The organism is Gemmatimonas sp. (genome assembly GCF_027531815.1).
Classification (GTDB): domain Bacteria; phylum Gemmatimonadota; class Gemmatimonadetes; order Gemmatimonadales; family Gemmatimonadaceae; genus Gemmatimonas.
In genome coordinates, this window is the sequence record NZ_JAPZSK010000002.1 from 443,072 (window position 1) to 466,078 (window position 23,007).

Consider the following 23,007-nt stretch of genomic DNA (forward strand, 5'->3'; position numbering starts at 1 on the left):
CCGATCATGCCCATCTACCATCAGCTCGGGTCCATCCCGCGCAAGCGCCACATCGTGTTCCGGCGTCCCGACGGCGGCCTCTATGCCGAAGAACTCATGGGACACGAGGGGTTCGTCGGCACGTCGTCGCTGCTGTACCATACCCATCCGCCCACCACGGTCCTGTCGGCGCGCAAGCTGCGTGACCTGCGTTGGGAAGAAGACACCGACACGTCGTTGCGGCATCGCCACTTCCTCACGTCGCGCATCGCGCGCGGCGGCTCGCCCACCCTCGATCGCCTGCCGCTGCTCTTCAACAGCGACATCGGCATGCTGTACGTCGAGCCCGATGTCACCGACAGCCACTTCTATCGCAATTCGCAGGCCGATGAGGTGGTGTACGTGGTGGAAGGGCACGGGGTGCTCGAGTCGGTGTTTGGCGACCTGCCGTATCGCCCCGGCGACTATGTGGTGATTCACCGCAACATCACCCATCGCTGGCGTCTCGACCCCGGCGAGGGGCCCAGCAAGTTCCTCGTCATGGAGAGCCGTGGGCACATCCGGTTCCCCAAGCGGTATCGCAACGACTTCGGGCAGTTGCTCGAAGGCGCGCCGTTCAGCGAGCGCGACATCCGTCGCCCAATGCTGCTGGAGCCGCGCGACGAGAAGGGCGCGTTCCCGATCGTGGTGAAGCAGTACGACGCGCTCAACGAACTGGTGCTCGATCACCACCCGTTCGATGTGGTGGGGTGGGATGGCTACTTCTATCCGTGGATCTTCAACATTCACGATTTCGAGCCCATCGTGGGGCGCATCCATCAGCCGCCGCCGGTGCATCAGACGTTTCAGGGCGACGGTTTCGTGATCTGCAGCTTCTGCCCCCGCCCCTACGACTTCGATCCGGAGGCGGTGCCGGCGCCGTACAACCACAGCAACGTGGACTCCGACGAAGTGCTCTTCTACGCGTCGAGCGAATTCATGAGCCGCAAGGGCATCGAGTACGGCTCCATCACGCATCACCCCGATGGGCTGCCGCACGGGCCGCATCCGGGGCGTGCGGAGGCGAGCATCGGGGCCAAGTACACGAACGAGCTCGCGGTGATGATGGACAGCTTCCGGCCGCTCAAGGTGGCCAAGTCGGCGCTGTCGATCGAGGATCCGCGATACCATCAGAGCTGGATCGACGCCCAGCACGCGCAGTTCAGTCCACCCACCTCCTGATGCCACGCCTCTCCTCGCGGTTTTCGGCCTTCCCGGTCTATCCGCTGGCGCACATCCCGGCGCGCAAGAAGGCGCTCGTCGCGGCGGGAGTGGATGTCATCGACCTGGGCGCCGGCGACGCCGATCTCCCTCCCCCCGCTGGCGCCGTCTCCGCGCTGCAGGCGGCCGCCGAGGTGCCGGCCATGCAGCGCTACGGCTTCGGCCTCGGGCATGTGCCCTTTCGCGAGGCGATCAGCGCGTGGATGCAGACGCGCTTCGGGCAGCCAGTCGATCCCATGACCGAGATCGTGCCCCTGCTCGGCAGCAAGGAGGGCTTGGCGCACATCGCCTTCGCGTATCTCGGTGCGGGCGATGTGGCCATCATCCCGGACCCGGCGTATCAGGCCTACCTGGGCGGCACGCTCATGAGCGATGCCACCCCGTATGTGTATGCGCTGCGGCCGCGCACCGAATTCCTGGTGGATCTGGACGAAATCCCGGCCGACGTGCTGGCCCGCACGCGGGTGCTGTATCTCAACTATCCCAACAATCCCACGGCGGCCATTGCCCCACGCGCCTACCTCGAGCACGTGGTGCGGCTGTGCCGGGAACGCGACATCCTGCTGGTGTACGACAACGCCTACTCGGAGATGGGCTTCGACGGCTACGTGCCGCCCAGCATCTTCGAGATCGATGGCGCCCGTGACGTGGCCATCGAATTCCACTCGTTGTCGAAGACGTACAACATGACCGGATGGCGCTGCGCCTGGGCGGTGGCCAAGCCGGAGATTGCCGGCGCGCTCACCAAGGTGAAGTCGTTCACCGATACCGGTCAGTATCTCGGTATCCAGGCGGCCGGTGTCGCGGCCATCGAGAGCTGGAGCGAGTTCGTACCGCGCAATCGCGCCGTCTTTGCCCAGCGGCGCGATGCCGCCGTGGCGGCGTTCCGGGCCAACGGCTTCTCCTGCGAGACGCCGTGTGCCACGATGTACCTGTGGATTCCGCTCCCCGAGGGCATCGCGAGCGCCGCCTTCTGCGACCGGCTGCGGGAAGAGCAGGGAGTCATTGCCATGCCCGGCTCCGGCTTCGGTGCTGGTGGCGAAGGGTTCTTCCGCATCTCGTTCATCCAGAACGGTCCCCGCATTGCCGAGGCGGCACGTCGCGCTGGTGTGGTGCTGGCGGCAATGCGTGCCGAAGAGCCACGATCGCTGGGCGCGCAGACGTCATGAGCGCCCGGTCGTGGCGCGCGGGCGCTTACGGGGGGGCGTCGCTGCTGTTGCTGGGAAGCGTCTCCTGCCGCACCGCACTCACGCCGGCGGTACCGCGCCCTGACAGTGTCGCTGCCACCCCGGCGGCGCCGCCGGTGGCACCGCGCCCCGAGACGAAGCCGCGGCCCGTGGCCTCCCCGCCGGCTGCCAAGGCTGCCCCCAGCCCCCTGGCCAGCGCCGACGCCCCACCGTTGCTGCGGGAGTTCCGCGGCGTTTGGGTGGCCACGGTGGGGAACATGGATTGGCCCTCGGCGCGCACGCTGTCGGTGGCGGAGCAGCAGGCGGAGCTGCGCACGCTCTTCGATCGCGCGGAAGCCCTGCGGCTCAATGCCGTGATCTTTCAGGTACGCCCCGCGGCAGACGCGCTGTACAAGTCGTCCATCGAGCCGTGGTCGGAGTTTCTCACGGGGGGGCAGGGGCAGGCGCCCTCTCCGGCGTGGGATCCGCTCGCCTTCGCGATCAAGGAAGCCCATGCCCGCGGCATGGAGCTGCACGCGTGGTTCAATCCCTATCGCGCCGGCTTCGTGCGTGGGCGGTCCGCTGCCGCGGCCTCGCACATTCGCCGCACGAACCCGTCGCTCGTGAAGAAGTACGGCAGCTACTGGTGGATGGATCCCGGGGAGGCCGCCGTGCGGGCGCGTACGGTGCGCGTCATCGTGGATGTGGTGAAGCGCTACGACGTGGATGGGGTGCATCTCGACGACTACTTCTACCCCTACCCGGAGAACGACCGGCGTGGTCGGCCCCTCCCGTTCCCCGACGCGGCGAGCTGGAAGAAGTATCGTGCCCGTGGTGGCGCGCTGTCGCGCGACGACTGGCGACGCGAGAACGTGAATACGCTCGTGCGGGAGCTCGACGCGGCCATTCACCGTGCCAAGCCGCACGTGCGATTCGGCATCAGCCCCTTCGGCATCTGGCGTCCCGGGTATCCGGCGTCGGTGCGCGGCTTCGATGCCTACCAGAAGATCTATGCCGACGCGCGGAAGTGGTTGCGCGAAGGGTGGGTGGACTACTTCACGCCACAGCTGTACTGGCCCACCACCAAGGTGGGGCAGGCCTATCCGGTGCTGCTCGACTGGTGGGCCACGGAGAACATCATGCAGCGACATCTCTGGCCGGGCAACTACTCCTCGCGAGCGGGGCTGCCGGGCGCCGCCGCGTTTCCGGTGAGCGATCTCGTGGAGCAGATTCGGCTCACCCGGCTGCAGCCGGGGGCGTCGGGGAACGTGCACTTCAGCATGACGTCGTTCCTCAAGAATCAGGCCGGCATGAACGACACCCTGCTGGTGGGGCCGTACGCCACGGTGGCGCTGCCCCCGGCCACGCCGTGGCTCAAGGCACCGCCACCGCCCACGCCAGCCCTCCGGCTCGCGCGAGAGGCCGGCGCCACCACGCTGCGCTTCACGCCGCAGGGGCGCACGGCGCCGTGGCAATGGGTGGTGCGCCTGCGCACGGACACGGCATGGATTACCATGATACTGCCCGGAACGACGACCCAGTGGCCCATCCCCAACGGGGTGGTAGCCACGAAAGTCACGGTTTCGGCGCTCAACCGGGTCGGCACCGAAAGCACGCCGGTGTCGCTGCCCATCGTGACTCGACCCACCACTGCGCCCACTGGACGGTTCCAATGAGCGAGCGCGTCCCGTTCTACTATCGCCTGACCGCGGGCATCCGCATCACGGTGCGCCCGTCGTATCTCAAGGAGCGTTCCAACCCGCTGCTTGGCCAATTCGTCTTCGCCTACCACATCCGCATCGAAAACGTGGGGGAACAGGCGGCGCAGTTGCGCACCCGCCGCTGGCTCATCCACGATGACGCCGCGGGCGATTCGGAGGTGGAGGGCGAAGGCGTGGTGGGCGAGCAGCCCCATCTGCTTCCCGGTCAGGTGCACGAGTACCGCTCCTTCTGCGTGCTCAAGGCGCCGAACGGCTGGATGGAAGGCAGTTACCGCTTCGTGCGCGACGACGGCTCCGGCTTCACCGCCGTGATCCCCCGCTTCACCCTCGACGCAGAACCGCGCGCCGACACCGTCTCGTGACGTGCACGTCGGCGCGCGCGCGGCGCTAGCTGCGCGCGATCACGCCGGCGAACGGGGCACGGAGCGTCTCCACCGCATCGGGTGGCAACAGCTCCTCGACCATGAGTGCCAGCAGGGCTGCCAGCGCTGGCTCCGCCACCGGATCCAGCAGGGCCAGCGCCTCGTCTTCGGTGGCCGGCGCCGGCGCGTTGACGGGGCGCACCAGCTGCAGCAGCGGGCCGGTCAGCGCATCCCGCTGCGGTTCGCGTCCACTGCGCTCGATCGCGGTGGCCAGGTGCTGCTCCGCGGCGCGCCACGTGTGGGTAGCGCTTACCTGGGTGTAGCGCTCCACCACCAGTCGGCGGTCGTCTTTCCCCAGCCCCGCCAGCTGCACGAGAAAGCGGCGTACGCCGGCGGTATTGGGGCCGTACGGCTGCGCGCTCACGTCGGGTGTCCCGGAAGCGGGTGTCCCGGAAGCGGGTGGCCCGGAAGGGGGTGTCCCGGAAGCGGGTGGCCCGGAAGGGGGTGGCCCGGAAGGGGGTGTCCCAGTGCCCGCAGGCCATCGAACACGGTGGGCATGGTGGGGCGCCAACCGGTGGCCAGCAGGGCGGCGCTGCTGATGCGCTGGTTGCTGCGCCCGGCGCGCACGGTCCCGTCGTCCACCAGCGTCTCCGCCGCGCCCGCCGGGAGGCCGGTGAGGGCGTGGGTGATGGCCCCGGCCTGCACCGGCGTGTTGTCGGTGCAGTTGTAGATCGTGCCGCCGTGGGTTGCGGGGAGTGTGAGGACGTGCCGCATGGCCGCAATGACATCGTCGCGCCAGGAGAAGTTGCACCAGCTCTCCGGCTCAACGGATCCGGCGGCGAAGCGGGGGCCGGGATCCCGCCCCGGTCCGTAGAGCCCCGCCGCGCGCAGGACGGTTGCCCGACAGCCCGCCGCAGCGGCCGCAAGAACGGTGAGCTCCGCATCGAACAGCGCCCGCACCCGCTCGCTGGCTGGCGCAATCAGCGTGCGCTCATCCACGGCACTCCCGTCGTGACGATCGTACACGCCGGTGCTCGAGATGTAGACCAGCGCCTCGGCGCCCAGCGCTTCGGCGATCGCGGCGGCACCGCGTGCGGCGGCCGGATACACGGCATAGCTGTCCCCACGCGCACGTGACGGTGCTACACACACGACGACCGCCGAGAGCGGCGCGGTCACCGCGCGGGCGAAGGCGGGGTCCGCCATGCCGCGGGTTACGTCCGCGGTCAGGGCCTGGCAGCCAACCGGTGCCTGCCGGTCGGATCGCGACGCCGTGAAGACGCGCCGCGTGGGCGAGGCCGCGGCCAGCGCGACCGCCGCCGGCGCTCCCAACCACCCCGGGCCAACGAGCAGGACGTCGCCCCCGGCATCATGCCCCACCGGAGAGCCTCCGCTGGCCTCGCGCAGGGAAAATCATATCTTTTTCTCCGTCATGGCCGGCACGACTCCCGGGCCGGTCCCACCAAAGGGGACAGGATCGACGCATACATGGGGAAGCAGGACGCGATTGAACTCGAGGGGACCGTCACCGAGTTATTGCCGAATGCCACGTTTCGGGTGACGGTGCCGAGCGGCCATGAAGTACTGACGACGCTCGCCGGAAATATGCGTCGGAACCGGATTCGCGTGTTGGCCGGTGATCGCGTCACGGTCGAGGTGTCCCCCTACGATCTCACGCGCGGCCGCATCACCTTCCGCCACAAGAACTGACGCGCACCGGCGCGTCCGCGGACGTTTCGTCAGCGCAGCAGGAAGAACGCGGCCACGCCGCCGGCGGCCACAATGGCCGCACCCAGGGCAATGAGTACGCCCTGGCTCTTGCCCTTGCTCTCGGTGGGCGCAGGCAGCACCACGCGTGACTCCGAGCTGCGCCGAACCGGTCGCTGCCCGCCCGTTGGCACAGGCGTGGGACGCGCCGGCGCCGTGGGAACGGCTGCGGCGGCGCTGGTTTCCGGCATCGGTGGCGCGGTGGCCACCATGTTGTCGATGGGGGCGATCCCGCGGGTGGAGCCGGCGCTCACGACCCCCAGTTGAGGTGCTACGGCCACTTCCGGTGCCCGTGCTAGCGCCGGCTCGAACATGCCGGGAACCGGCAGCGAGATGGGTGCCCGTTGCACCAGGACGGCCTCGTCATTGGCCATACCGTGCTCCACGGCCAAGTCGAGCAGCAGGCCGTTGTCTGGCAGCAGCGCCGGCGCGGTGGTTGGCGCCGGGGCCGGCGCGGGCTCGGCGTCGGCCGCGGGGAGCACGTCGGTCAGGTCCAAGGTGTCGAGCAACGCCTCGGCCTCGGCGACCGTATCGTCGTTCACGGCGAGATCGGGCGAATCGAGCAGCACCGTAGGCGGAACGATTGGCACCCCGGTTGGCGTCGTGCGCAGCAGGTGGTCCGTCACGGCCACCGCATCGCGCAGCGGCTGGTCTTCCCAGTCCGCGAGATCGGTGATGCTCGCGTGCGCGTACACCTGGGTGGAGGCATCGTCGAACCCATCCACGTACGCCGCCGACACGGGCGTTGTCATCGAAACCGCGGCGGGCACCGCTGCCGGCGCCATCACCGGTGCGGCCACGGCCGCCCGCTGATACGCGCGCACCTCCGCGACCTGCGCCAACAGCAGGTCGGCACTGGCGGTCGAACGATCGTGCGCGTCCAGCAGCGCGTGCAGGCGCAGCAGCAGCGGCTCGGCGTTGGCAGGTCGCCCCGACGCCAGAGCAATGCGGGCCGCGTTCTCAAGCACCGGCGCCAGACGCGCATCCTCTTCACCCACCCGGTGCTCGATGCCGGCGATGGCCCGTTGGATGAGTGCGGTGGCTTCGTCGAGGCGCCCACTGCTGGCCAGCATGACAGCAAGATCCATGCGCGCGCGCGCCACCGGCATGCCATCTTCTCCGGTAATGGCCACACGCAAGGCGCACGCGCGCTGCGCGTGGCGCAGCGCCTCGTCCAGGTGCCCCAAACGGAAGCACGCCTGGGCGAGGTTGCCAAGCACCAGCGCCAGCGGTTCGTGGTGCGACTCACCGGTGAGGGCACGACCATCGGGCAGACTGCGCCCCAGACAATCGGCGGCGCTGGCGAAGGCCTCGGTGGCCTCCGCCCAGTCGCCGTCCTGCGCGAGCCTCAGCCCGCGGTCGTTGTCGTGCCGCCACGCGTCGCGCTCAGCGCGCGCCGCCGTGCGATCGGATGGGAAGTCTGCCATACGTTGGTTGACGCTCCGTGACGATCGACGTCACCCCCGGGAATGCGAATGGGCCGGGAGTGTGACGGTTGTGCAGGGTGGATCACAGGGTGGACTGGGGGCGCGGCGGTAGGGTCGTAGCCGCGACCAGTTCACGAGCGCCAATCACAAATATGGCGAATCGCCGCGTTGACGGTATGGTCACCCTTCGTAGCTTCCACCGCATGAGGTCCATCATGAAGCGTAAGGGGGAGGTCGCCACGGGCGTGCCAGCCGTCGCCGCCCGTTTGCTCGCGGGCACAACAGTTGGCCGACTCGCATGGATGGTACCGTGCGCGGTCATCGCCCTCGGGGCGTGCGGTTCCGGTGAGGTCAGTGTCTCCGGCGATGTGGAAGGGCTCGACACGCTGGCCTTCCGCGGCGGCGAAATTCTCCGGGAGGCCGATCGTGCCCCGCTCGTGCTCGACTCCATGCGCGCCGCGTCGCGCGCCGAGCGTGCTCGCCGGATGGGCGACACGGCGGCGGATTCCCTTGCCATGGTCCCCGACTCGGTCAAGGCACGCGCGGCGCGCCGCGCGGTGGAGGAAGCCAGCTCCCCCGGCGGCACCATGTCGCGGCGTGCACAGGCGCGCGGTGACTCCATGGCGCGCGCCTTCGCGGCGCGCCTGACCGGCGGGGCAACCGGCGCCGACCGGGCGCGTGGCGACAGCGTGCGCGGGCTGCTCGTCTGGCGGGGAGAAGGGGCCACGCGCAGCATCGTCCTGCGCGCCGGCACCACCGTGGTGGCGCTGAGCGGCATGGCCACCACGGGCATCAGCAAGCTCGCGGGGAGCGAGATCATGGTGCGCGGCGTGCGCGTCACCCCGCGCGATTTCGTCGTTGCCGACTACGTGGTGCGCGCCTCCGACGGTGTGCCGGCCTTCGACGGCGTCGTGGTGGACGCGCGGACCCTGCGTCTCACCGACGGCGGCACCCTCAAGCGCGTGCCCCTCCCGGCATCTCTGCAGGGGATGATCGGCTCACGCGTCTGGGTGGCGGTCAAGGAGGGCGCGCCTCACGCCTACGGCCTCGTGGAGGCGCGCTGAGCGGTCACCCCGGTTCGCGAATCGCGATCATGGGGGTTTCGCGATAGACATCGCGTGACGTGAGCAGGCCGATCGTCATGGTGAGCAGCAGCATCCCGCCCGCAATGAGCAGCGTGGGGCCCACCGCCGGGTCGAAGGGGTCCTCGAACACGAAGGTGGTGATGGCCCACGCGCCGCCGAAGCTGAGCACCATGCCGGTCAGCGCGCCCAGGGCCCCCAGCGCGCCGTACTCGGCGAGCAGTACGCGTGCCACCTGCGTGCGGGATGCGCCGAGCGTGCGCAGCAGCACCCCCTCACGCAAACGCGCCCGGCGTGTGGCGGCCACGGCGCTGAAGAGCACGGGAACGCCCATGGCGAGGGAGAACAACCCGAGGAACCGGATGGCGAGCGTCACCCGATCGACGATGGCGCCGATCGTCTGCTTCACGAGCGTCAGGTCGAGACTCGACACGTTGGGATACCGTCGCACGATGTCGCGCTGAATCTCCGCGAGCGGCGCCCCGGTGGGTACGTTGGCCACGATCACGTACTGCTGCGGGGCCCGACGCAGCGCCGCCGGCTCGAAGACGGCAAAGAAGTTGGCTTCGAAGCGTCCCCAGTTCACCGATCGTGTGTTGGTGAGCACGGTGGTCACCGGAACGCCCTGCACGTTCCACGTGATGGTGTCGCCCAGCGTCACGCCCATATCGCGGGCGAGGTCCTGCTCCAGCGAGAGCAGGAAGGGGCGCGACGGGTCGGCGGCACGCTGCGTCGCGAGCGCGGCGGAATCGGGGAACCACGTGCCGCTCACCAGCTTCTCCGACGATTGCATGTCGTGGCGATAGGTGGAGCGGTACTCGCGCCGCAGCGACCAGCCGGCGCGCCGCACGGTGCTGTCGCCTTGCAGCTTGGCAACCGGTGTGCCGTTGATCGCTTCCACGCGCATTGTCACGATGGGCGTCTGCTGCACGATGGGATGCTGACGCACGCGCAACATGGAGTCGAGTGGAGCGGCCTGGTCGTCCTGCACGTCGAAGAGCAGCAGGTTGCCGGCGGCGGCGTCGGCGGTGGTCTGCACCCGTCCCAGCAGATTGGCCTGCACCAGGTACACGGTGCTCAGCAGAAACGCGCCGAAGCCGAGCGCCAGAGTCACGGCGCGCGTCTGGTTGGCCGGACGGTGAAGATTGGCAATGCCCTGCCGCAACGGAAACGGCCAGGACGGATGCGTACTGCGTCGTGCCAGGGCGATGAGTGCGGTGGCCGCCAGCCACAGGATGAGCACGACCGCGACGATGCCGCCGGTCATGGCGAGTCCGTCGCGCAGCGATTCGATGCGGGAGAGCACGATGGCCACGATGCTCCCCACGAGCAGCGCGTCCACCAGCAGGCGCGCCCCATCCTTCCACTCGCTGGGCAGCGCGGCCGGATCGGCGTTGCGGCGAATGGCCTGCAGCGGCGACACACGGCGCAGCGCCAGGAGCGGGCGCAGCGCAAAGACCAGCGACACCCACACGCCGGTGGCCAGCCCCAGCAGCAGCGGGCGTGGTTCGAGGGCGATGGTGACGTCGACCGGGAGGAAATCCCCCATGACCTGCGGCAGGAGGAACTGCACGGCTACCCCCAGGGCGGCGCCGGCGGTGGCGCCCACGAGCCCCATGGCGGCAGCCTGCACCACGTAGAGCGCCAGCACCTGGCGGCTCGTGGCGCCCAGGCAGCGCAGGACGGCAACGGTGTCGATCTTGGCCGAGACAAAGGCATTCACCCCGCTCGCCACGCCAATGCCCCCGAGCAGCAGGGCAATGAGCCCGATGATGCTGAGAAAGTCGGCGAGGCGTGCCACCGCTTCGGTGAACTCCCGTTCGGTATCGGCCACAGTGCGGACACGAACGCGGGTGCGCGGCGCCGTGGTGGCTGCCGGCGCCGCCGCGGCGCTGTCGCCGGCCGCGGCGGTGGTGTCACGCGCTCCCTCCTCGTCCTGGCCGCCGGGCGCGTTGCGCTCACGTTCGCCGCGGGCTTCCGCGGCCTCGATGCGGGCCGCTTCCACCGGGTCGATGCGCCGGCGCAAGGCGCGGGCAACCTGCGCTGCCGGCTTGGGCGTGGCCTGCGCCGCGGGCAGCTTGAGCACCAGTTCGTATTCAGCGCGGCTGCCGAACGACAGCAGCCCCATTTGCGGGAGCCACCGGTCGGAGACGTACACCCGCGGGCCGATCACTGCGGTAATGCCGGCATCCCCGGGAACGTTGCCCAGCGTGCCGCCAATCGTGAACGGCTGCTGCCCCAGCTTGAGCCGGTCCCCCACCTTGGCGTCGAGGGCGATGAGCAGCGAGGCGTCGACGAACACGAGCGTGTCGTCGTGCACCTGCGACCAGCCGTTGGCCGGGACGGTCTCGATGGCGCCGTAGAATGGGTATCCCGGCGAGACCGCCCGCACCTGCACGAGGCGCGTGCCCCCCGAGGGCTCGGCGAGCGCCATGGAGGCAAAGGTGGTCACGCGCGAGGCCGGCACGCCGGCGGTGCGCAGCGAATCGGTGAGGGTGTCGATGACAGCGGGGAACTTCGCGCGGGCCTGCAGCGACAGGTCGCCGCCCAGCAGGGTCCGCGACTGGTCACGAATGGAGCGCGTGACGTTGCCGGCAAAGGAGTCGATGGCCACGAGCGCCGCCACGCCGAAGGCAATGGACGACATGTACAGCGCAAGCCGCCGACGCGCCGTGCGGCTTTCGCGCCACGCCAGCCGGAGCAGGGTCTGGACGGTCATGCGGGGGTGTGGTGCACGTCTTCCACCATCACGCCGTCCTTGAGGCGAATGGTCCGCTGTGTGCGCGCCGCGAGGGTCACGTCGTGGGTGACGAGCACGATGGTGCAGCCGCGTTCCCGGTTGAGCGCCTGCAGCAGCTCCACGATGCGTTCACCGGTGGCACCGTCCAGGTTGCCCGTGGGTTCGTCGGCAAAGAGGATCTTGGGGTCGTTCACGAAGGCGCGCGCAAGGGCCACGCGCTGCTGCTCACCGCCCGAGAGCTGTTGCGGGAAGTGGTGCGTGCGGTCGCCCAGCCCCACGCGCGCGAGCAGGTCGCGGGCACGCGCCGCCGCCTCACGCACCGGGACGCGCCCGGCCAGTTCGAGCGGCACCTGCACGTTTTCGAGCGCCGTGAGGGTGGGGATCAATTGAAAGCTTTGGAAGACGAACCCAACTTTCTCTCCCCGGAGGCGTGCGCGGGCATCTTCATCGAGGCGGCCGAAATCCTCGCCGTCGAGGGATACCGTGCCGCTCGACGGGGTATCGAGACCGGCGAGCAGGCCGAGCAGCGTCGTCTTGCCGCTGCCGGAGGGGCCGACAATGGAAACGAACGCCCCGGCCGGTACCTCGAACGACACGTCACGCAGCACCGTGAGGCGCTGGGTGCCGCTCAGATATTCCTTGGTCAACCCACGAGCGACGAGCATGCGAAGACAGAAGAGGGAAGAGGGACACTGCCGCTGGCGCACCGCCGCCATGGTGGTGACGCTTGCCGGAGCGGGACTGCTGGGCGCGTGTGGTGCCGGGGCATCGGGCAATGCAGCGGCTGCCGGTACCAACGGAGGGGGCGCGCCAACGGATTCAGCGAATTCCGCCGTGGGCGCACCTGCCGTGGGGGAGAATACACCAGCCGGGGCCAATGGCGCCCCCGCCGGGGCGCGGCGGGTGGTGCTGCTGGGGACGAGTCTGACGGCGGGGCTGGGGTTGCCCCCCGAACAGGCGTATCCCGCCTTGCTGCAGGAGAAGGCCGATTCGGCGCAGCTGCCCGTCACGATCGTGAACGCCGGGTTGAGCGGCGAAACGTCGGCCGGGGCGGTGCGCCGCGCGGCGTGGGTCCTGGAGCAGCCGGCGGCGGTGGTGGTGCTGGAGGTGGGCGCCAACGACGGCCTGCGCGGGGTGGACCCTGACAGCACCTACGCCAACCTGGTGAAGCTGGTGCAGATGGTGAAGGCCCAGCGCCCCGAGGCCAAGGTGGCACTGGTGCAAATGGAAGCCCCGACCAACCTTGGCGCCTCCTATACCCGTCGTTTTCACGACGCCTACGGGCGGGCCGCCCGCGAAACCGGGGTCCCGCTGTGGCCCTTTCTGCTGGATGGGGTGGCCGGGGTGGCGCGGTTGAACCAGGGCGACGGCATTCACCCCAACGCCGAGGGCGCACGGGTGGTGGCTGGCACCGTGTGGGGGGCCATGGGGCCGCTGTTGAGGGAGCTGGTGGCGCCGTAGTCGGGCGGTCGGCGCGACCATTCGCCTACACTTCCAGCGCGCGATCCGTCCGGTTACGTTTTGAGGCTGTCCGCGAGATGCGGGCAAATCGTGTGATCTTCGCGCTGTTCGTGCTTTCCATCCCTGCTTGCAGGTGCCGTAGATATGGCTTTTTCCGCTACGCAGATCCGCCGTGGCATGGTGCTCGTGTTCGAGGGCGACCCGTGCCGTGTCATCGAGTTCCGTCATCACACGCCGGGCAACCTGCGCGCGATGGTGCAGGCGAAGCTGAAGAACCTGCGCACGGGTTCGAGCTTCGAGCATCGGTTCCGTGCTGCCGACACGATCGTGAAGGCGGACATGGAAACGCACGAGCTGGAGTTCATGTACCAGGGTGGTGACTCGTACCACTTCATGAACGCCGAGAACTACGACCAGATCGAACTCGACGAAGAGGCGCTGGGCGATTCGGCGCCGTGGATGCAGTCGGGGCTCAAGATCCTGGCCGAGTACTACAACGGGCGTCCCATCGGCATCCAGCTTCCCAACTCCATGGTGTTCGAGATCGTGGAGACGGCGCCGGTGGTGCGTGGCGCGACCAAGACAGCCTCGTCCAAGCCGGCCAAGCTGGAGAACGGCGTGACGGTGAACGTGCCGGAGTTCGTGGAGCAGGGGACGCGCGTGCGCGTCAATCCGAACACGGGCGAGTACCTCGACCGCGCGAAGGATTGAGCGAACGGGGAAAATGGCCGGGTTCAGCCCTTGAATTCGGTCTTTTCTCCGGTTACTCTTGGCGTCTCCCGCGGAAATCCGCTCCAATCGTTACGATAGGAGCCAGGTCGGTAGGAGATCGCAACGGGTGCAAGCGGGCCCGGGCGAGCATGGTGGCCGTAGCTCAATCGGTTAGAGCACCGGATTGTGGTTCCGGGGGTTGCGGGTTCGATTCCCGTCGGTCACCCTGAACACACTGGCGAGCAGCGATCTTTCGCCGCTCTCCGGAGGTCCGTAGCTCAATTGGTAGAGCACCGGTCTCCAAAACCGGCGGTTGGGGGTTCGATTCCCTCCGGGCCTGTCAGAACAACAGTTTTGAGTTTTGAGTTGTCGGTGCTGAGTGGAGACGCTTGGTAGCGGCGGGCTGGGCGACAGAAACGAGGGGCGATCAGGAGTCGTGATCGCGGCAGGGAACAGTTGTACCGCCGAGGCGTCATGCCTTGGCGAGACGCCTCGGCGGTATCGTCTAGGGGACTAGGACACAGCCCTCTCAAGGCTGGAACACGGGTTCGAATCCCGTTACCGCTATTCGCTGGACGTTGCTGCAGGCAGATGGTCTGAATCACATCTACGGCTCCATCGTCTATCGGTTAGGACGCGACCCTTTCAAGGTCGAGAGACGGGTTCGATTCCCGTTGGAGCTATGAAGGTGCAGGTGTAGTTGGGGGGCGTAGCTCAGTTTGGTTAGAGCACTCGACTGTCACTCGAGAGGTCGCGGGTTCGAGCCCCGTCGCTCCCGTCGTTGTTCGGGCTCAGCAGGTGCAGGTTGCAGGTTGCAGGCGCAGGACGCACAAACTCGGTCGCAAGCCGAGCCCCTCGCTCTGGTGGTGAAATTGGTAGACACGCCGTCTTGAGGGGGCGGTGCCGCAAGGCGTAGCGGTTCGAGTCCGCTCCAGAGCATGCAGGTGTTGGTGCAGTCGCGTCACCGCCACAGTAGCTCAGTGGTAGAGCACCCGATTCGTAATCGGGCGGTCATCGGTTCAATCCCGATCTGTGGCTCTTCAAAAACCGGTCGAATTCCCGGTCCGCACTGCGGACCGGGAATTTTTTTGTCGGTCACTCGGGCCAGGGAATCTCTTCCAGCCCCGGCCCCGCCGCAGTCCGCGTAACCGGCGCCGCCACTCCCACCGAGTCCGCCGATCCCGCGGCTGCACCCGGGCGCGAACGCGTCACGCTCCCCGGCGGCCAGGCCACCGCGTCGAGTGCGCAGCGCGCCAGGTCGAAGAGCGGCAGGGGGGCATCCTGCCGAATGGTGGTGAGCCGACGCATCAGCCGCGCCTGCTCATGCTGCCCCGCCAGCTTCGCCGTCTCATCGCGATGGCTCACGAACTCGCTCGCCTCGAGCGCCTTCTCCAGCGACTGCCAGCGACGCAGCAGCTTCGCTGCGGTCCCCTTGCCGATGCGGGCAATGCCGGGAATGTCGTCACCATCCTCACCGCACAGGGCCTTGAAGTCGGGGAGCTGCGACGGCGTGACACCGAATCGGGCGTGCACGTCGGCCGCCAGCCATCGCCGCACGCGCAGCCCGTCGGTGCCTTTCCCCACGCCCACATACGACACCACCTGCACCTGGTCGTCCACGAATTGGAGCAGGTCCGAGTCGTTGGAGAGCAGCGTGACCGGCAGCGTGGCGCGGAAACCGGCCATGATCGAGGCCACCACGTCGTCACCCTCGAAGCCTTCCACGCTCACACTCATCACCCCGGCGCCCTCGAGTGCCGTGCGAATGGGCGCGACACGTGTGCGCGTGTCCCCCGTCCGGCGGTGCTTGTACGAGGGAAAGAGCCCGTGGCGGAAGGTCGGGCCGTCGTGGTCCCACGCCGCCACCAGGTGCGTGGCCCCCACATCCATGGCGGTGCCACGCGCCATCTGACACCAGAGGCGCACCCCCGCGGTAACGTCGTCACTGGCCACGTGTGCGGCACGGGCAGCGAGCGACTGGGCATCGATGACGAGCAAATGCAGCGACGACGGCAAGGCAGACATGGCCTCAACGTACTCGTCCGGTGCACATTGCGCCCATGATTCCCTCGAACCCCGGGACGGCTGCCGGTGGCGCGACAGGTACGACACGTCGTCGCCGTCTGGTCCTGCTGATGCTGCTCGTGGCATATACGTTCAATTTCCTCGATCGGCAGATTCTGGGGATTCTCAAGGAGCCCATCAAGGCGGAACTGGGGCTCAGCGATACGCAGCTGGGGCTTATGGGCGGGTTGGCGTTCGCGCTGTTGTACAGCACGCTGGCGGTGCCCATCGCTTGGCTGGCTGATCGGGTGAGTCGCACGTGGATCATCACCGCGGCCCTGGCCTCGTGGAGCGCCTTCACCATGCTCTGTGGCGTGGCGACCGGGTTCTGGTCACTCTTCCTGGCGCGGGTGGGCGTGGGGCTCGGTGAAGCCGGCGGTGTGGCCCCGGCGTATTCGCTCATCGCCGACTATTTCCCGCGCGCGCAACGCGCGCGCGCGCTGGCCGTCTACAGCTGGGGCGTACCGCTCGGCTCCGGCGCCGGCATCATGTTCGGTGGCCTCATGGCGGCGTGGGTCGATTGGCGCTGGGCGCTCCTGCTGATAGGCGGCGCGGGCGTGCTCTTCGCACCGCTGTTCAAGTGGGTCGTTCGCGATCCCGTGCGCGGCGGGCTCGATGGCGCCGAGGCAGGCGTGGGCGGAGCAGGGCCGACGGCTGATGCGATCACGGTACCGTTCCGCACGGTGGCGACCCGCGTGGCGAACGTTCCCGCCTTCTGGATGCTGGCGCTTGGAGCGGCCTGCTCCAGCATCTGCGGGTACGGTCTTGGCTTCTGGCTCCCCAGCTATTTCATGCGCAGCCTGGGGTTTACGCTGAGCCAGACGTCGGTGTATTACGGCAGCATTCAGCTGCTCGGTGGTATGGCGGGAATTTGGTTGGGCGGGGCGATCGCCGATCGACTGGGGGCACAAGATCGGGGCGCGTACGCACGAACGCCGGCGGTGTGTTACGCCGTGGCGCTGCCGTTGCTGCTCTTGGCCATGCATACGACACACCCGGTGCTGGCGTGGCTGCTGTTCGTGGTGCCCACGGGGCTCAACCTGGCCTGGATGGGCCCGGTCATGACGGCGGTACAGCACCTGGTGCCGGCGCACATGCGGAGCACGACCAGCGCCCTTTTTCTGCTGGTGGTCAACCTGCTTGGTCTGGGTATGGGGCTGTGGATCTTCGGGTTCCTGTCCGACCGCCTGGCCCCGTGGTACGGGGCGGAGAGCATGCGGTACGCCATCACGTGCGGACTGGGCTTCTATGCGGCCGCCGCCGTGCTCATGCTGTTGGCCTCCCGCCACCTCCCCGCCAGGTGGGTGGACGCGGCCGCCTGAAGGGGGGTGGGAGTCTGCCTGTTGTCTCTGCCGGTGTTGCACGCTAGCTTTCGGTTCACATCGCGGGCGTAATTCAGTTGGTAGAATGCCAGCTTCCCAAGCTGGACGTCGCCGGTTCGAGTCCGGTCGCCCGCTCTCATTCTTCGCAAACGGCGGTCTCCCTGTGGAGGCCGCCGTTTTGCGTTCGGGCCGGCAGTTCGGCTTGCCGAAACCGGGGGGATGGAGATCGGAGCGGCGAGTCGTGAGGGGTGAGGTAACGCGCACTCACGGAGAGCACCGAGGTGGGGGAGGGGCACGGAGAGCGGCGACGGATGCCGAGCCGCAGGCGTTCATGCCCCACGATCGCCACCACCATCATCGCCCTGTCACTCGCCTGCCGGGGAATGATGAGGCGCGCGTAGCGCTGCCTCCTGGAGGGGCGGGGGAAACGCGGAATCACCGCGATCACCGAGGCGGTCGAGGACACAGAGAACTGCCGGCGCGAGCCTCCATGCCCTCCACCGTCTCGGTGATCTCCGTGAACACGCGTTCCCCTCAGGTCTCACGAGCGTTTCCCTCACCGCTCACCTCTCGCCGTCGTACACCAGGCGCTGCACGCCGTCGATGAGGCGCTCGAAGCCGAAGTTGATGAGCAGGCCGGTGCGATGGCCGGAGAGCCGCAGGTAGGTGAGCAGCTGTCTCAGGTGGGCATCATGGGAACGGTCGCTGCACTTGAGCTCCACCACGATGCGCTCGTTCACCAACAGGTCAATGCGGTAGCCTACCGGTACCGTGTGGCCATCGAAGGTGACCGGGAAGAGGCACTGGCGGTGTACCACGAGGCCGCGCTTCACGAGCGCCAGTGCCAGAAACTCCTCGTACGCCGCTTCGAAGACGCGAGAGCCAAGACGACGGTGAATGCGAATGGCCTCGCCGATGATGATGCCGGTCAGGTCGTCGTCGGTCATCCCCCACTATCGCCACTATCATCATCGCCCTGTCACTCGCCTGCCGGGGAATGATGAGGCGCGCGTAGCGCTGCCTCCTGGAGGCGCAGGGGAAACGCGGAATCACCGCGATCACCGAGGAGGTCGAGGACACAGAGAACTGCTGGCGCGAGCCTCCACGTCCTCCACCGCCTCCGTGCTCTCTGTGAGCACGCGTTCCCCTCACCGTCTCACCGTCTCACACGTCTCACACGTCTCACCGCGCTCAGGCGATCACCTCGGCCAGCACCGCCGCCAGGTTGGCCTTGGCCTGCGCCACCGGGAGTTCGCCCCTGTCGATGCGCCCCAGCAGCGTGCGCTGCGCCAGATAGTCCCGGTTCACGATCCCGGCCTTGCTCTGCAGCATGCGCCACGACTTGCGACGCTCCACGGCGAACAGCACCATCTGCCGCGTCACGGCATAGTACCGGAACGCCCCCTTCACCTCGGCCTTGATGTAGCAGCCGAAGTTGGGGATGAAGCTGCGGTGCGATTCGCTGAACACGTGCCGGTACGTCACGTCGTCCTGCGTGACGAAGTACAGCTGGTCGTGCATGGGCACCAGCGTGGCCGCTTCGGCTTCGCTGATCTGCTTGAGATGCTTGCGGAAGCGCCCCTCGGTGAGCGCCCAGTGGGCCACGCCGAACGTATACGCCTCGCCGTTGCTGGCGTACTTGGTGTGCCACCAGTCACGGTCCACGCTGGGGTTGCCCTTCAGGTCGAAGGCTTCCTGCACCGTCTCGCCGCGCCGCGGGTTGAACACCCATTCCGGCACGCCGCGCGCATCACGCACCATGCTGGCCTGATCGGCGCTCATGTTGTCGGCCACGCCGTGTTCGGGCTGGCAGGTGGTGTAGCACTGGTAGAAGGCCGTCCCGCGGTACTCGAGCCCATCCAGCATGGCCTTGTACATGCGCGGGGCATTCGCGACCGACACCTGCGCCACGAACGGCGATCCATGCCCGCTCGTGAACGCCTCGGCCACGTTCTTCTTCTCGGTGAGCTTACCCTGCGACGCGACACCGAACTGGTTCATGTCGTAGCCGCCCAGCATCGTGGACGAGTCAGAGTTCTGGCCGCCGGTGTTGGAGTACACCTGCGTGTCGAGCATCAGCATCTTCACGTTAGGGCGATTCTGCAGCATCACCTTCGACACGTTCTGGAAGCCGATATCCCCGAGCGCGCCGTCGCCGCCGACGACCCAGACCTTGGGCAGCTCGCGCACCTCCTGGTCGGTCATGAGCGTGTCATCGAGGTGTGTGAGGTGGAAGTAATCTTCCTCGCTCATTACCCCGCGGGTGTGCTCCAGCAAAGCATCGGACAAACGCTCCGGGGCGACCGAGCGCCGCGCATGCTCCACGATCACCGACTCCGCCATGAGCCATGAAATCGTGGCCCCGTCCTGGAAGAGGGAGTTCATCCAGGGATAGGCGTGCGGGTTGGCCGGCGGGGTGGATCCGTACACGGTGTTGCAGCCGGTGCTGGCGCCCATCATCATGACCGACATGCCGTTGGCGCGGCGCCCGTCGATGGCCTGCAGCTCACGGTGGTTGAAGGCGTCCTGGCGCAGGGCCGCCGCGAGCCCACCCACGATCTGCTCATCGCTGATCGGACCGTGAAGCGCCTCGTAGGCGGCAACACGGTTGGCGGTGTCCGTGTCGTTCTCGCCGCCCAGCCCCATCACAATGTGGATGAACGCCGTGCGGAATCGTGCATAGTCCGCCGCGTCAGACGCCTTGAGTGCCGCCAGACGCGCCGCGCCATCCTGCGCGACACGGTCCGCCTTGGCGGTGAGACGATCGGCCTTTCTGTGGTACAGCGGGCGCATGTACGCTTCCGTGATGCTGGCAATGGAGCGCAGCACGCTCTTCTCGCCGCACCCGGCGCAAGCGCCATCGCCACTCACCAGCGCCTCGTAGTTGCGCCGCACCATGAGATGATTGCGCAGCGTGGCGTCCTTGGAGCTGGTGATGTCGCTGTCGTTGTACAGCCCGAGATACTTCTGCGGCGTATCGGGAAGCAACCGGGAGAACACCTGAGCTGTGGTGAGCTCCGCGTTGAGCTCCTCGGTTTCGCGCGTCATGCGCAGCGCGTCATGGTCGCCGCACACCTGCACGCATTCGCCGCACCCCTTGCACAGGTCCGACACGAAGATCGAGAAGAGTCCCCCCTCGCCTGGGGTCTTGGCCTCGACGGTGCGGAAGATGGCCGGAACGTTGCTGTACGCCAGCGGCAGCTTGTCGATGATGCCCGTGAACTCTGCCCGTGACTGCTCGGAAACGCCGCCAACGGCCGCCACCTCCTCGCGCACGATCGTCTTGAACGGGACACCGCTCTTGCCCTTCACCGACTCGTTCATGCGTGTCCGTGCCCTTGCCTCCAGGTCGGGCAGGGCAGCCAGCAGCGCCTGCCGGTCGCCGCCATCGCGCACGTAGTTCACGACGGCGGTGCGCAGCACCGTACCCACCTCCTGCGCCGTGTTGGGGAGCGCCGTGTCGGGGCACACGGAGATGCACTCCATGCACTGCGTGCAGTTCTCCGGCACATACACCGGCGTTTCCCGGCGCGCGACGTACTTGGATTGCGTCGCGCCGGTGGCCGCAGCCATGATGCCCACCGAGGCCAGCGCGCTCGCCGGCTGGTGGTACCCCAGCCCGGCGCGGAACTCGCGGTCGAACGTCTCCCGGGTCTTGAGGGGAGCACGGGTCAACTGCGCCTCCGGGAAGGCAAACCCGCCGCTGCCGCAGCTCCCGCACCCCGCCGTGGGCGGAAAGTGCTGCTCGGGGTACGGGGCCAGCAGCGGATTGCGCATGCTCGACCGGTCGGGATCGTCCGTGCGACCCACGGTGATTTCCACGGCGCGCGCGAAGCCCTCGTTCATGACCGTCATGTTCGACTCCACCACGGCATCGCCGAAGCGGGCGAACTTCTTCACGTACTGCTTGTGAACGATCTGCTGGAACTGCTCCGGCGTGAGGTGATACCGATCGAGAAACGGTGAGACGCGGAAGAAGGCGCCCAGGAACGCATTGCCCTGCATGCGCAGTTGCAGCTCGGTCTGACTGGTGGCCTTCCGGGCAATGTCGAAGCCGGGAAGGATGTACACCGTGATGTCGTGGTCGAGGATGAACTCGCGGTGCACCGCGGGGATGCGCTGCCAGGCGGAATCGGCGCTTTCGCTCGACTCCCACACCAGCACGCCACCGCGCTTGAGTCCTTCCAGCGGGTTGGTGTGCGTGAAGGCCTTGGGATCACAGCAGAGCACCACGTCCACGTGATTGAGTTCGCAGTTCACCTTGATCTGCGACGGCGCCACCGTGAGATAGTAGTTCGTGGGGGCGCCCTTCTTCTCCGATCCGTACTTGGGGTTGGCCATCACGAAGAGCTTGTCTTCGAGAATCCCCTCCTCGTCGTACGTGGGGTCCTGTTCGGCCAGATACTGCCCGAGGTCGCCAATGATGGCGCCGAGGTTCTTGCCGGTCGTGATCATCCCCCAGCCGCCAATCGAGTGGAACCGCACGGCAATCGCGCCGTCCGGCAGGAGGCTGGGCGTATCCTTGCTGATGACGGCATACGGGTGTTGCACGCCCAGCACGAAGTAGCCCTCACCGTCCTCGGCGGTGCGGCCGTCGGTCCGGGCGGAGACGCCGGTGGCGAACTCGTACGCCCCAATGATGTGCTCGGGGCGGAAGTCGCGTGAGCCAATGCCATACGCGCCACGGAAGAGGCGGGGCGTGTCGTCTGGCGTGATGCCGGGGAGCTCGCCGCCGTAGCGCGTGGCTTCGCTGGCCTTGCCGAGGGCGACGCGGATATCGCGGGCCAGCGGGTTGTCGCCGGCGAGGCTCTCGTCGGTGCGCTCGAGGATGATCACGCGCCGCTTGCCGCGCAACGCCTCGATGACTGCGGCCTCCGGGAAGGGGCGAATGACGTTGATGTGGATCGATCCGACCTTCGCGTTGCGCTGGTCGCGCAGGTAATCGCAGGCGGCCTCGATGTTCTCCGCCGCGCAGCCGAGCGACACGAAGACCGTGTCGGCGTCGTCGGTCTTGTACCGGGTGACGAAGCCGTACTCGCGGCCGGTGAGTTCGCCAAACGCTGTGTACGCCGCGTCGAGCATGGGGAGCACATGCTCACTGAAGTTGTTGCGCCGTGCCACCACGCCGTTCATGTGATGCTCCTGATTCTGTACCGGGCCAAGCAGCGCCGGGTTCTTCAGGTCCATCATTTGCGGCACGCGGCGGCGCGTGGGGCCGAACAGTTCGCGCTGCGCCGGGGTGGGGCAGGGGATGATGTCGTCGGGGGCGCCGAGGTACTCGCGCAGGAACTCCGCCTCCGGGGCCAGGTACATGCGCTCACTGTGCGTGGTGAGCATGCCGTCCTGAATGTTCATCCCCGGGTTGAGCGCCTGCTCGCAGACCTTGCGCAGGATGATCGATTGATCGGCCGCCTGCTGCGCATCGCGTGCCATGAGCATGATCCACCCGGTGTCGAGCGCCGAGTAGATGTCGTCGTGTGCGCAGTGCACGTTGAGTGCGTGCTTGGTGAGGGCGCGGGCACCCACCTGCAGCACCATGGTGGAGAGCTTGCCGGGGGCATGGTAGTACTGCTCCATCGCGTACACGATGCCCTGGCCGCTGGTGAAGTTCACCGTGCGTCGCCCGGTGACCGCGAAGGCCGTGGCTCCCCCCTGCGCGGCATGCTCACCTTCGGTTTCGGCGGCGACCTTCTGCTGCCCCCAGACGTTCAGTTCACCGGTGGCGAACGACGCCTGATAGATCTCCCCGCCCTCGGTGGACGGGGTGATGGGGTAGAAGACGCCGCCTTCGGTAATGCGCGTTTCCACGTACTGCGTGACCAGCTGGTTGCCGCTGCAAGTCACGTGAAAGCCGGGATACTTGTGCTTCCCGTGCCGGGGGGGCGGCGTGGGCGTGGCGGAGACCGTGGCGTCGGACATGGCGGTGGGCGCAGAGGAAGACAGGG

Annotated in this window: 17 protein-coding genes and 8 tRNA genes; 17 read left to right on the top strand and 8 right to left on the bottom strand. The window is 67.8% G+C overall.

Annotated features, from left to right (window positions below; all coding sequences use genetic code 11):
- The first annotated feature begins 6 nt into the window (after positions 1 to 6).
- From O9271_RS03025 to apaG, 4 genes are read left to right on the top strand one after another with little or no spacing between them, the layout of a single operon-like run.
- On the top strand, positions 7 to 1,200 hold the full coding sequence (locus tag O9271_RS03025; RefSeq protein ID WP_298266079.1) for a homogentisate 1,2-dioxygenase: 1,194 nt from the start codon (positions 7 to 9) through the stop codon (positions 1,198 to 1,200).
- A complete protein-coding gene (locus O9271_RS03030; RefSeq protein WP_298266082.1) occupies positions 1,200 to 2,408 on the top strand; it encodes an aminotransferase class I/II-fold pyridoxal phosphate-dependent enzyme in 1,209 nt (402 codons plus the stop codon). Before O9271_RS03025 ends, O9271_RS03030 begins: the two co-directional genes overlap by 1 nt.
- The gene (locus O9271_RS03035; protein ID WP_298266084.1) at positions 2,405 to 4,081 is read left to right on the top strand and encodes a family 10 glycosylhydrolase; all 1,677 of its coding nucleotides are present in this window, start codon (positions 2,405 to 2,407) and stop codon (positions 4,079 to 4,081) included. The genes O9271_RS03030 and O9271_RS03035 overlap by 4 nt, the downstream gene beginning before the upstream one ends.
- A complete protein-coding gene (apaG, locus tag O9271_RS03040) occupies positions 4,078 to 4,488 on the top strand; it encodes a Co2+/Mg2+ efflux protein ApaG (protein WP_298266086.1) in 411 nt (136 codons plus the stop codon). Before O9271_RS03035 ends, apaG begins: the two co-directional genes overlap by 4 nt.
- A 25-nt stretch (positions 4,489 to 4,513) precedes the next feature.
- Here the strand turns inward: apaG and O9271_RS03045 are convergent, their stop codons facing one another.
- Together O9271_RS03045 and O9271_RS03050 are read right to left on the bottom strand one after the other, a co-directional pair.
- Positions 4,514 to 4,912, bottom strand: a complete 399-nt coding sequence (locus tag O9271_RS03045; RefSeq protein ID WP_298266088.1) for a hypothetical protein — start codon at positions 4,910 to 4,912, stop codon at positions 4,514 to 4,516.
- The gene (locus O9271_RS03050) at positions 4,909 to 5,868 is read right to left on the bottom strand and encodes an NAD-dependent epimerase/dehydratase family protein (protein WP_298266090.1); all 960 of its coding nucleotides are present in this window, start codon (positions 5,866 to 5,868) and stop codon (positions 4,909 to 4,911) included. Before O9271_RS03050 ends, O9271_RS03045 begins: the two co-directional genes overlap by 4 nt.
- Positions 5,869 to 5,976: 108 nt before the next feature.
- On the opposite strand from O9271_RS03050, the gene infA reads away from it, so the two are divergent.
- The gene (infA, locus tag O9271_RS03055; RefSeq protein WP_291263830.1) at positions 5,977 to 6,198 is read left to right on the top strand and encodes a translation initiation factor IF-1; all 222 of its coding nucleotides are present in this window, start codon (positions 5,977 to 5,979) and stop codon (positions 6,196 to 6,198) included.
- A gap of 29 nt (positions 6,199 to 6,227) precedes the next feature.
- Here the strand turns inward: infA and O9271_RS03060 are convergent, their stop codons facing one another.
- Positions 6,228 to 7,682 (bottom strand): tetratricopeptide repeat protein, encoded by a 1,455-nt coding sequence (locus tag O9271_RS03060; protein ID WP_298266093.1) that lies wholly within the window; start codon positions 7,680 to 7,682, stop codon positions 6,228 to 6,230.
- Between the two features lie 203 nt (positions 7,683 to 7,885).
- Between O9271_RS03060 and O9271_RS03065 the strand changes: the two genes are divergently transcribed.
- Positions 7,886 to 8,746, top strand: coding sequence for a hypothetical protein (locus O9271_RS03065; RefSeq protein WP_298266095.1), 861 nt, complete (start codon positions 7,886 to 7,888; stop codon positions 8,744 to 8,746).
- 4 nt (positions 8,747 to 8,750) lie between these two features.
- Here the strand turns inward: O9271_RS03065 and O9271_RS03070 are convergent, their stop codons facing one another.
- The gene (locus O9271_RS03070) at positions 8,751 to 11,483 is read right to left on the bottom strand and encodes an FtsX-like permease family protein (RefSeq protein WP_298266097.1); all 2,733 of its coding nucleotides are present in this window, start codon (positions 11,481 to 11,483) and stop codon (positions 8,751 to 8,753) included.
- Positions 11,480 to 12,169, bottom strand: a complete 690-nt coding sequence (locus tag O9271_RS03075) for an ABC transporter ATP-binding protein (RefSeq protein WP_291267488.1) — start codon at positions 12,167 to 12,169, stop codon at positions 11,480 to 11,482. Before O9271_RS03075 ends, O9271_RS03070 begins: the two co-directional genes overlap by 4 nt.
- Here O9271_RS03075 and O9271_RS03080 point away from each other — a divergent pair.
- The 9 genes from O9271_RS03080 (at position 12,168) to O9271_RS03120 (ending at position 14,714) form a co-directional block, all read left to right on the top strand.
- Complete coding sequence (locus tag O9271_RS03080; RefSeq protein WP_298266099.1) at positions 12,168 to 12,965, top strand: arylesterase; 798 nt, start codon at positions 12,168 to 12,170, stop codon at positions 12,963 to 12,965. The genes O9271_RS03075 and O9271_RS03080 overlap by 2 nt on opposite strands.
- 144 nt (positions 12,966 to 13,109) lie before the next feature.
- The gene (gene efp, locus O9271_RS03085) at positions 13,110 to 13,676 is read left to right on the top strand and encodes an elongation factor P (protein WP_291263836.1); all 567 of its coding nucleotides are present in this window, start codon (positions 13,110 to 13,112) and stop codon (positions 13,674 to 13,676) included.
- Between the two features lie 152 nt (positions 13,677 to 13,828).
- Positions 13,829 to 13,902: transfer RNA gene (locus O9271_RS03090), tRNA-His, on the top strand.
- 41 nt (positions 13,903 to 13,943) lie between these two features.
- Positions 13,944 to 14,016, top strand: a tRNA-Trp gene (locus O9271_RS03095).
- A 154-nt stretch (positions 14,017 to 14,170) separates the two neighbouring features.
- Positions 14,171 to 14,243, top strand: a tRNA-Glu gene (locus tag O9271_RS03100).
- 44 nt (positions 14,244 to 14,287) lie between these two features.
- Positions 14,288 to 14,359 (top strand) — tRNA-Glu (locus O9271_RS03105).
- Between the two features lie 20 nt (positions 14,360 to 14,379).
- Positions 14,380 to 14,454 (top strand) — tRNA-Asp (locus O9271_RS03110).
- Between the two features lie 79 nt (positions 14,455 to 14,533).
- Positions 14,534 to 14,615 (top strand) — tRNA-Leu (locus tag O9271_RS03115).
- 27 nt (positions 14,616 to 14,642) lie between these two features.
- A tRNA-Thr gene (locus tag O9271_RS03120) sits at positions 14,643 to 14,714 on the top strand.
- A gap of 57 nt (positions 14,715 to 14,771) precedes the next feature.
- Here O9271_RS03120 and O9271_RS03125 read toward each other — a convergent pair.
- Positions 14,772 to 15,701: a 5'-3' exonuclease H3TH domain-containing protein gene (locus tag O9271_RS03125; RefSeq protein ID WP_298266100.1), complete on the bottom strand. Its 930-nt coding sequence runs from the start codon at positions 15,699 to 15,701 to the stop codon at positions 14,772 to 14,774.
- A 35-nt stretch (positions 15,702 to 15,736) separates the two neighbouring features.
- Between O9271_RS03125 and O9271_RS03130 the strand changes: the two genes are divergently transcribed.
- On the top strand, positions 15,737 to 17,062 hold the full coding sequence (locus tag O9271_RS03130) for an MFS transporter (protein WP_298266101.1): 1,326 nt from the start codon (positions 15,737 to 15,739) through the stop codon (positions 17,060 to 17,062).
- Positions 17,063 to 17,124: 62 nt separating this feature from the next.
- Positions 17,125 to 17,197 (top strand) — tRNA-Gly (locus O9271_RS03135).
- A gap of 428 nt (positions 17,198 to 17,625) precedes the next feature.
- Here O9271_RS03135 and O9271_RS03140 read toward each other — a convergent pair.
- Positions 17,626 to 18,009 (bottom strand): GxxExxY protein, encoded by a 384-nt coding sequence (locus tag O9271_RS03140; RefSeq protein ID WP_298266102.1) that lies wholly within the window; start codon positions 18,007 to 18,009, stop codon positions 17,626 to 17,628.
- 244 nt (positions 18,010 to 18,253) lie between these two features.
- Positions 18,254 to 22,981 carry a 2-oxoacid:acceptor oxidoreductase family protein gene (locus O9271_RS03145; RefSeq protein ID WP_298266104.1) on the bottom strand — a complete coding sequence of 1,576 codons (4,728 nt, stop codon included), beginning with the start codon at positions 22,979 to 22,981 and terminating at the stop codon, positions 18,254 to 18,256.
- Positions 22,982 to 23,007 lie beyond the last annotated feature (26 nt).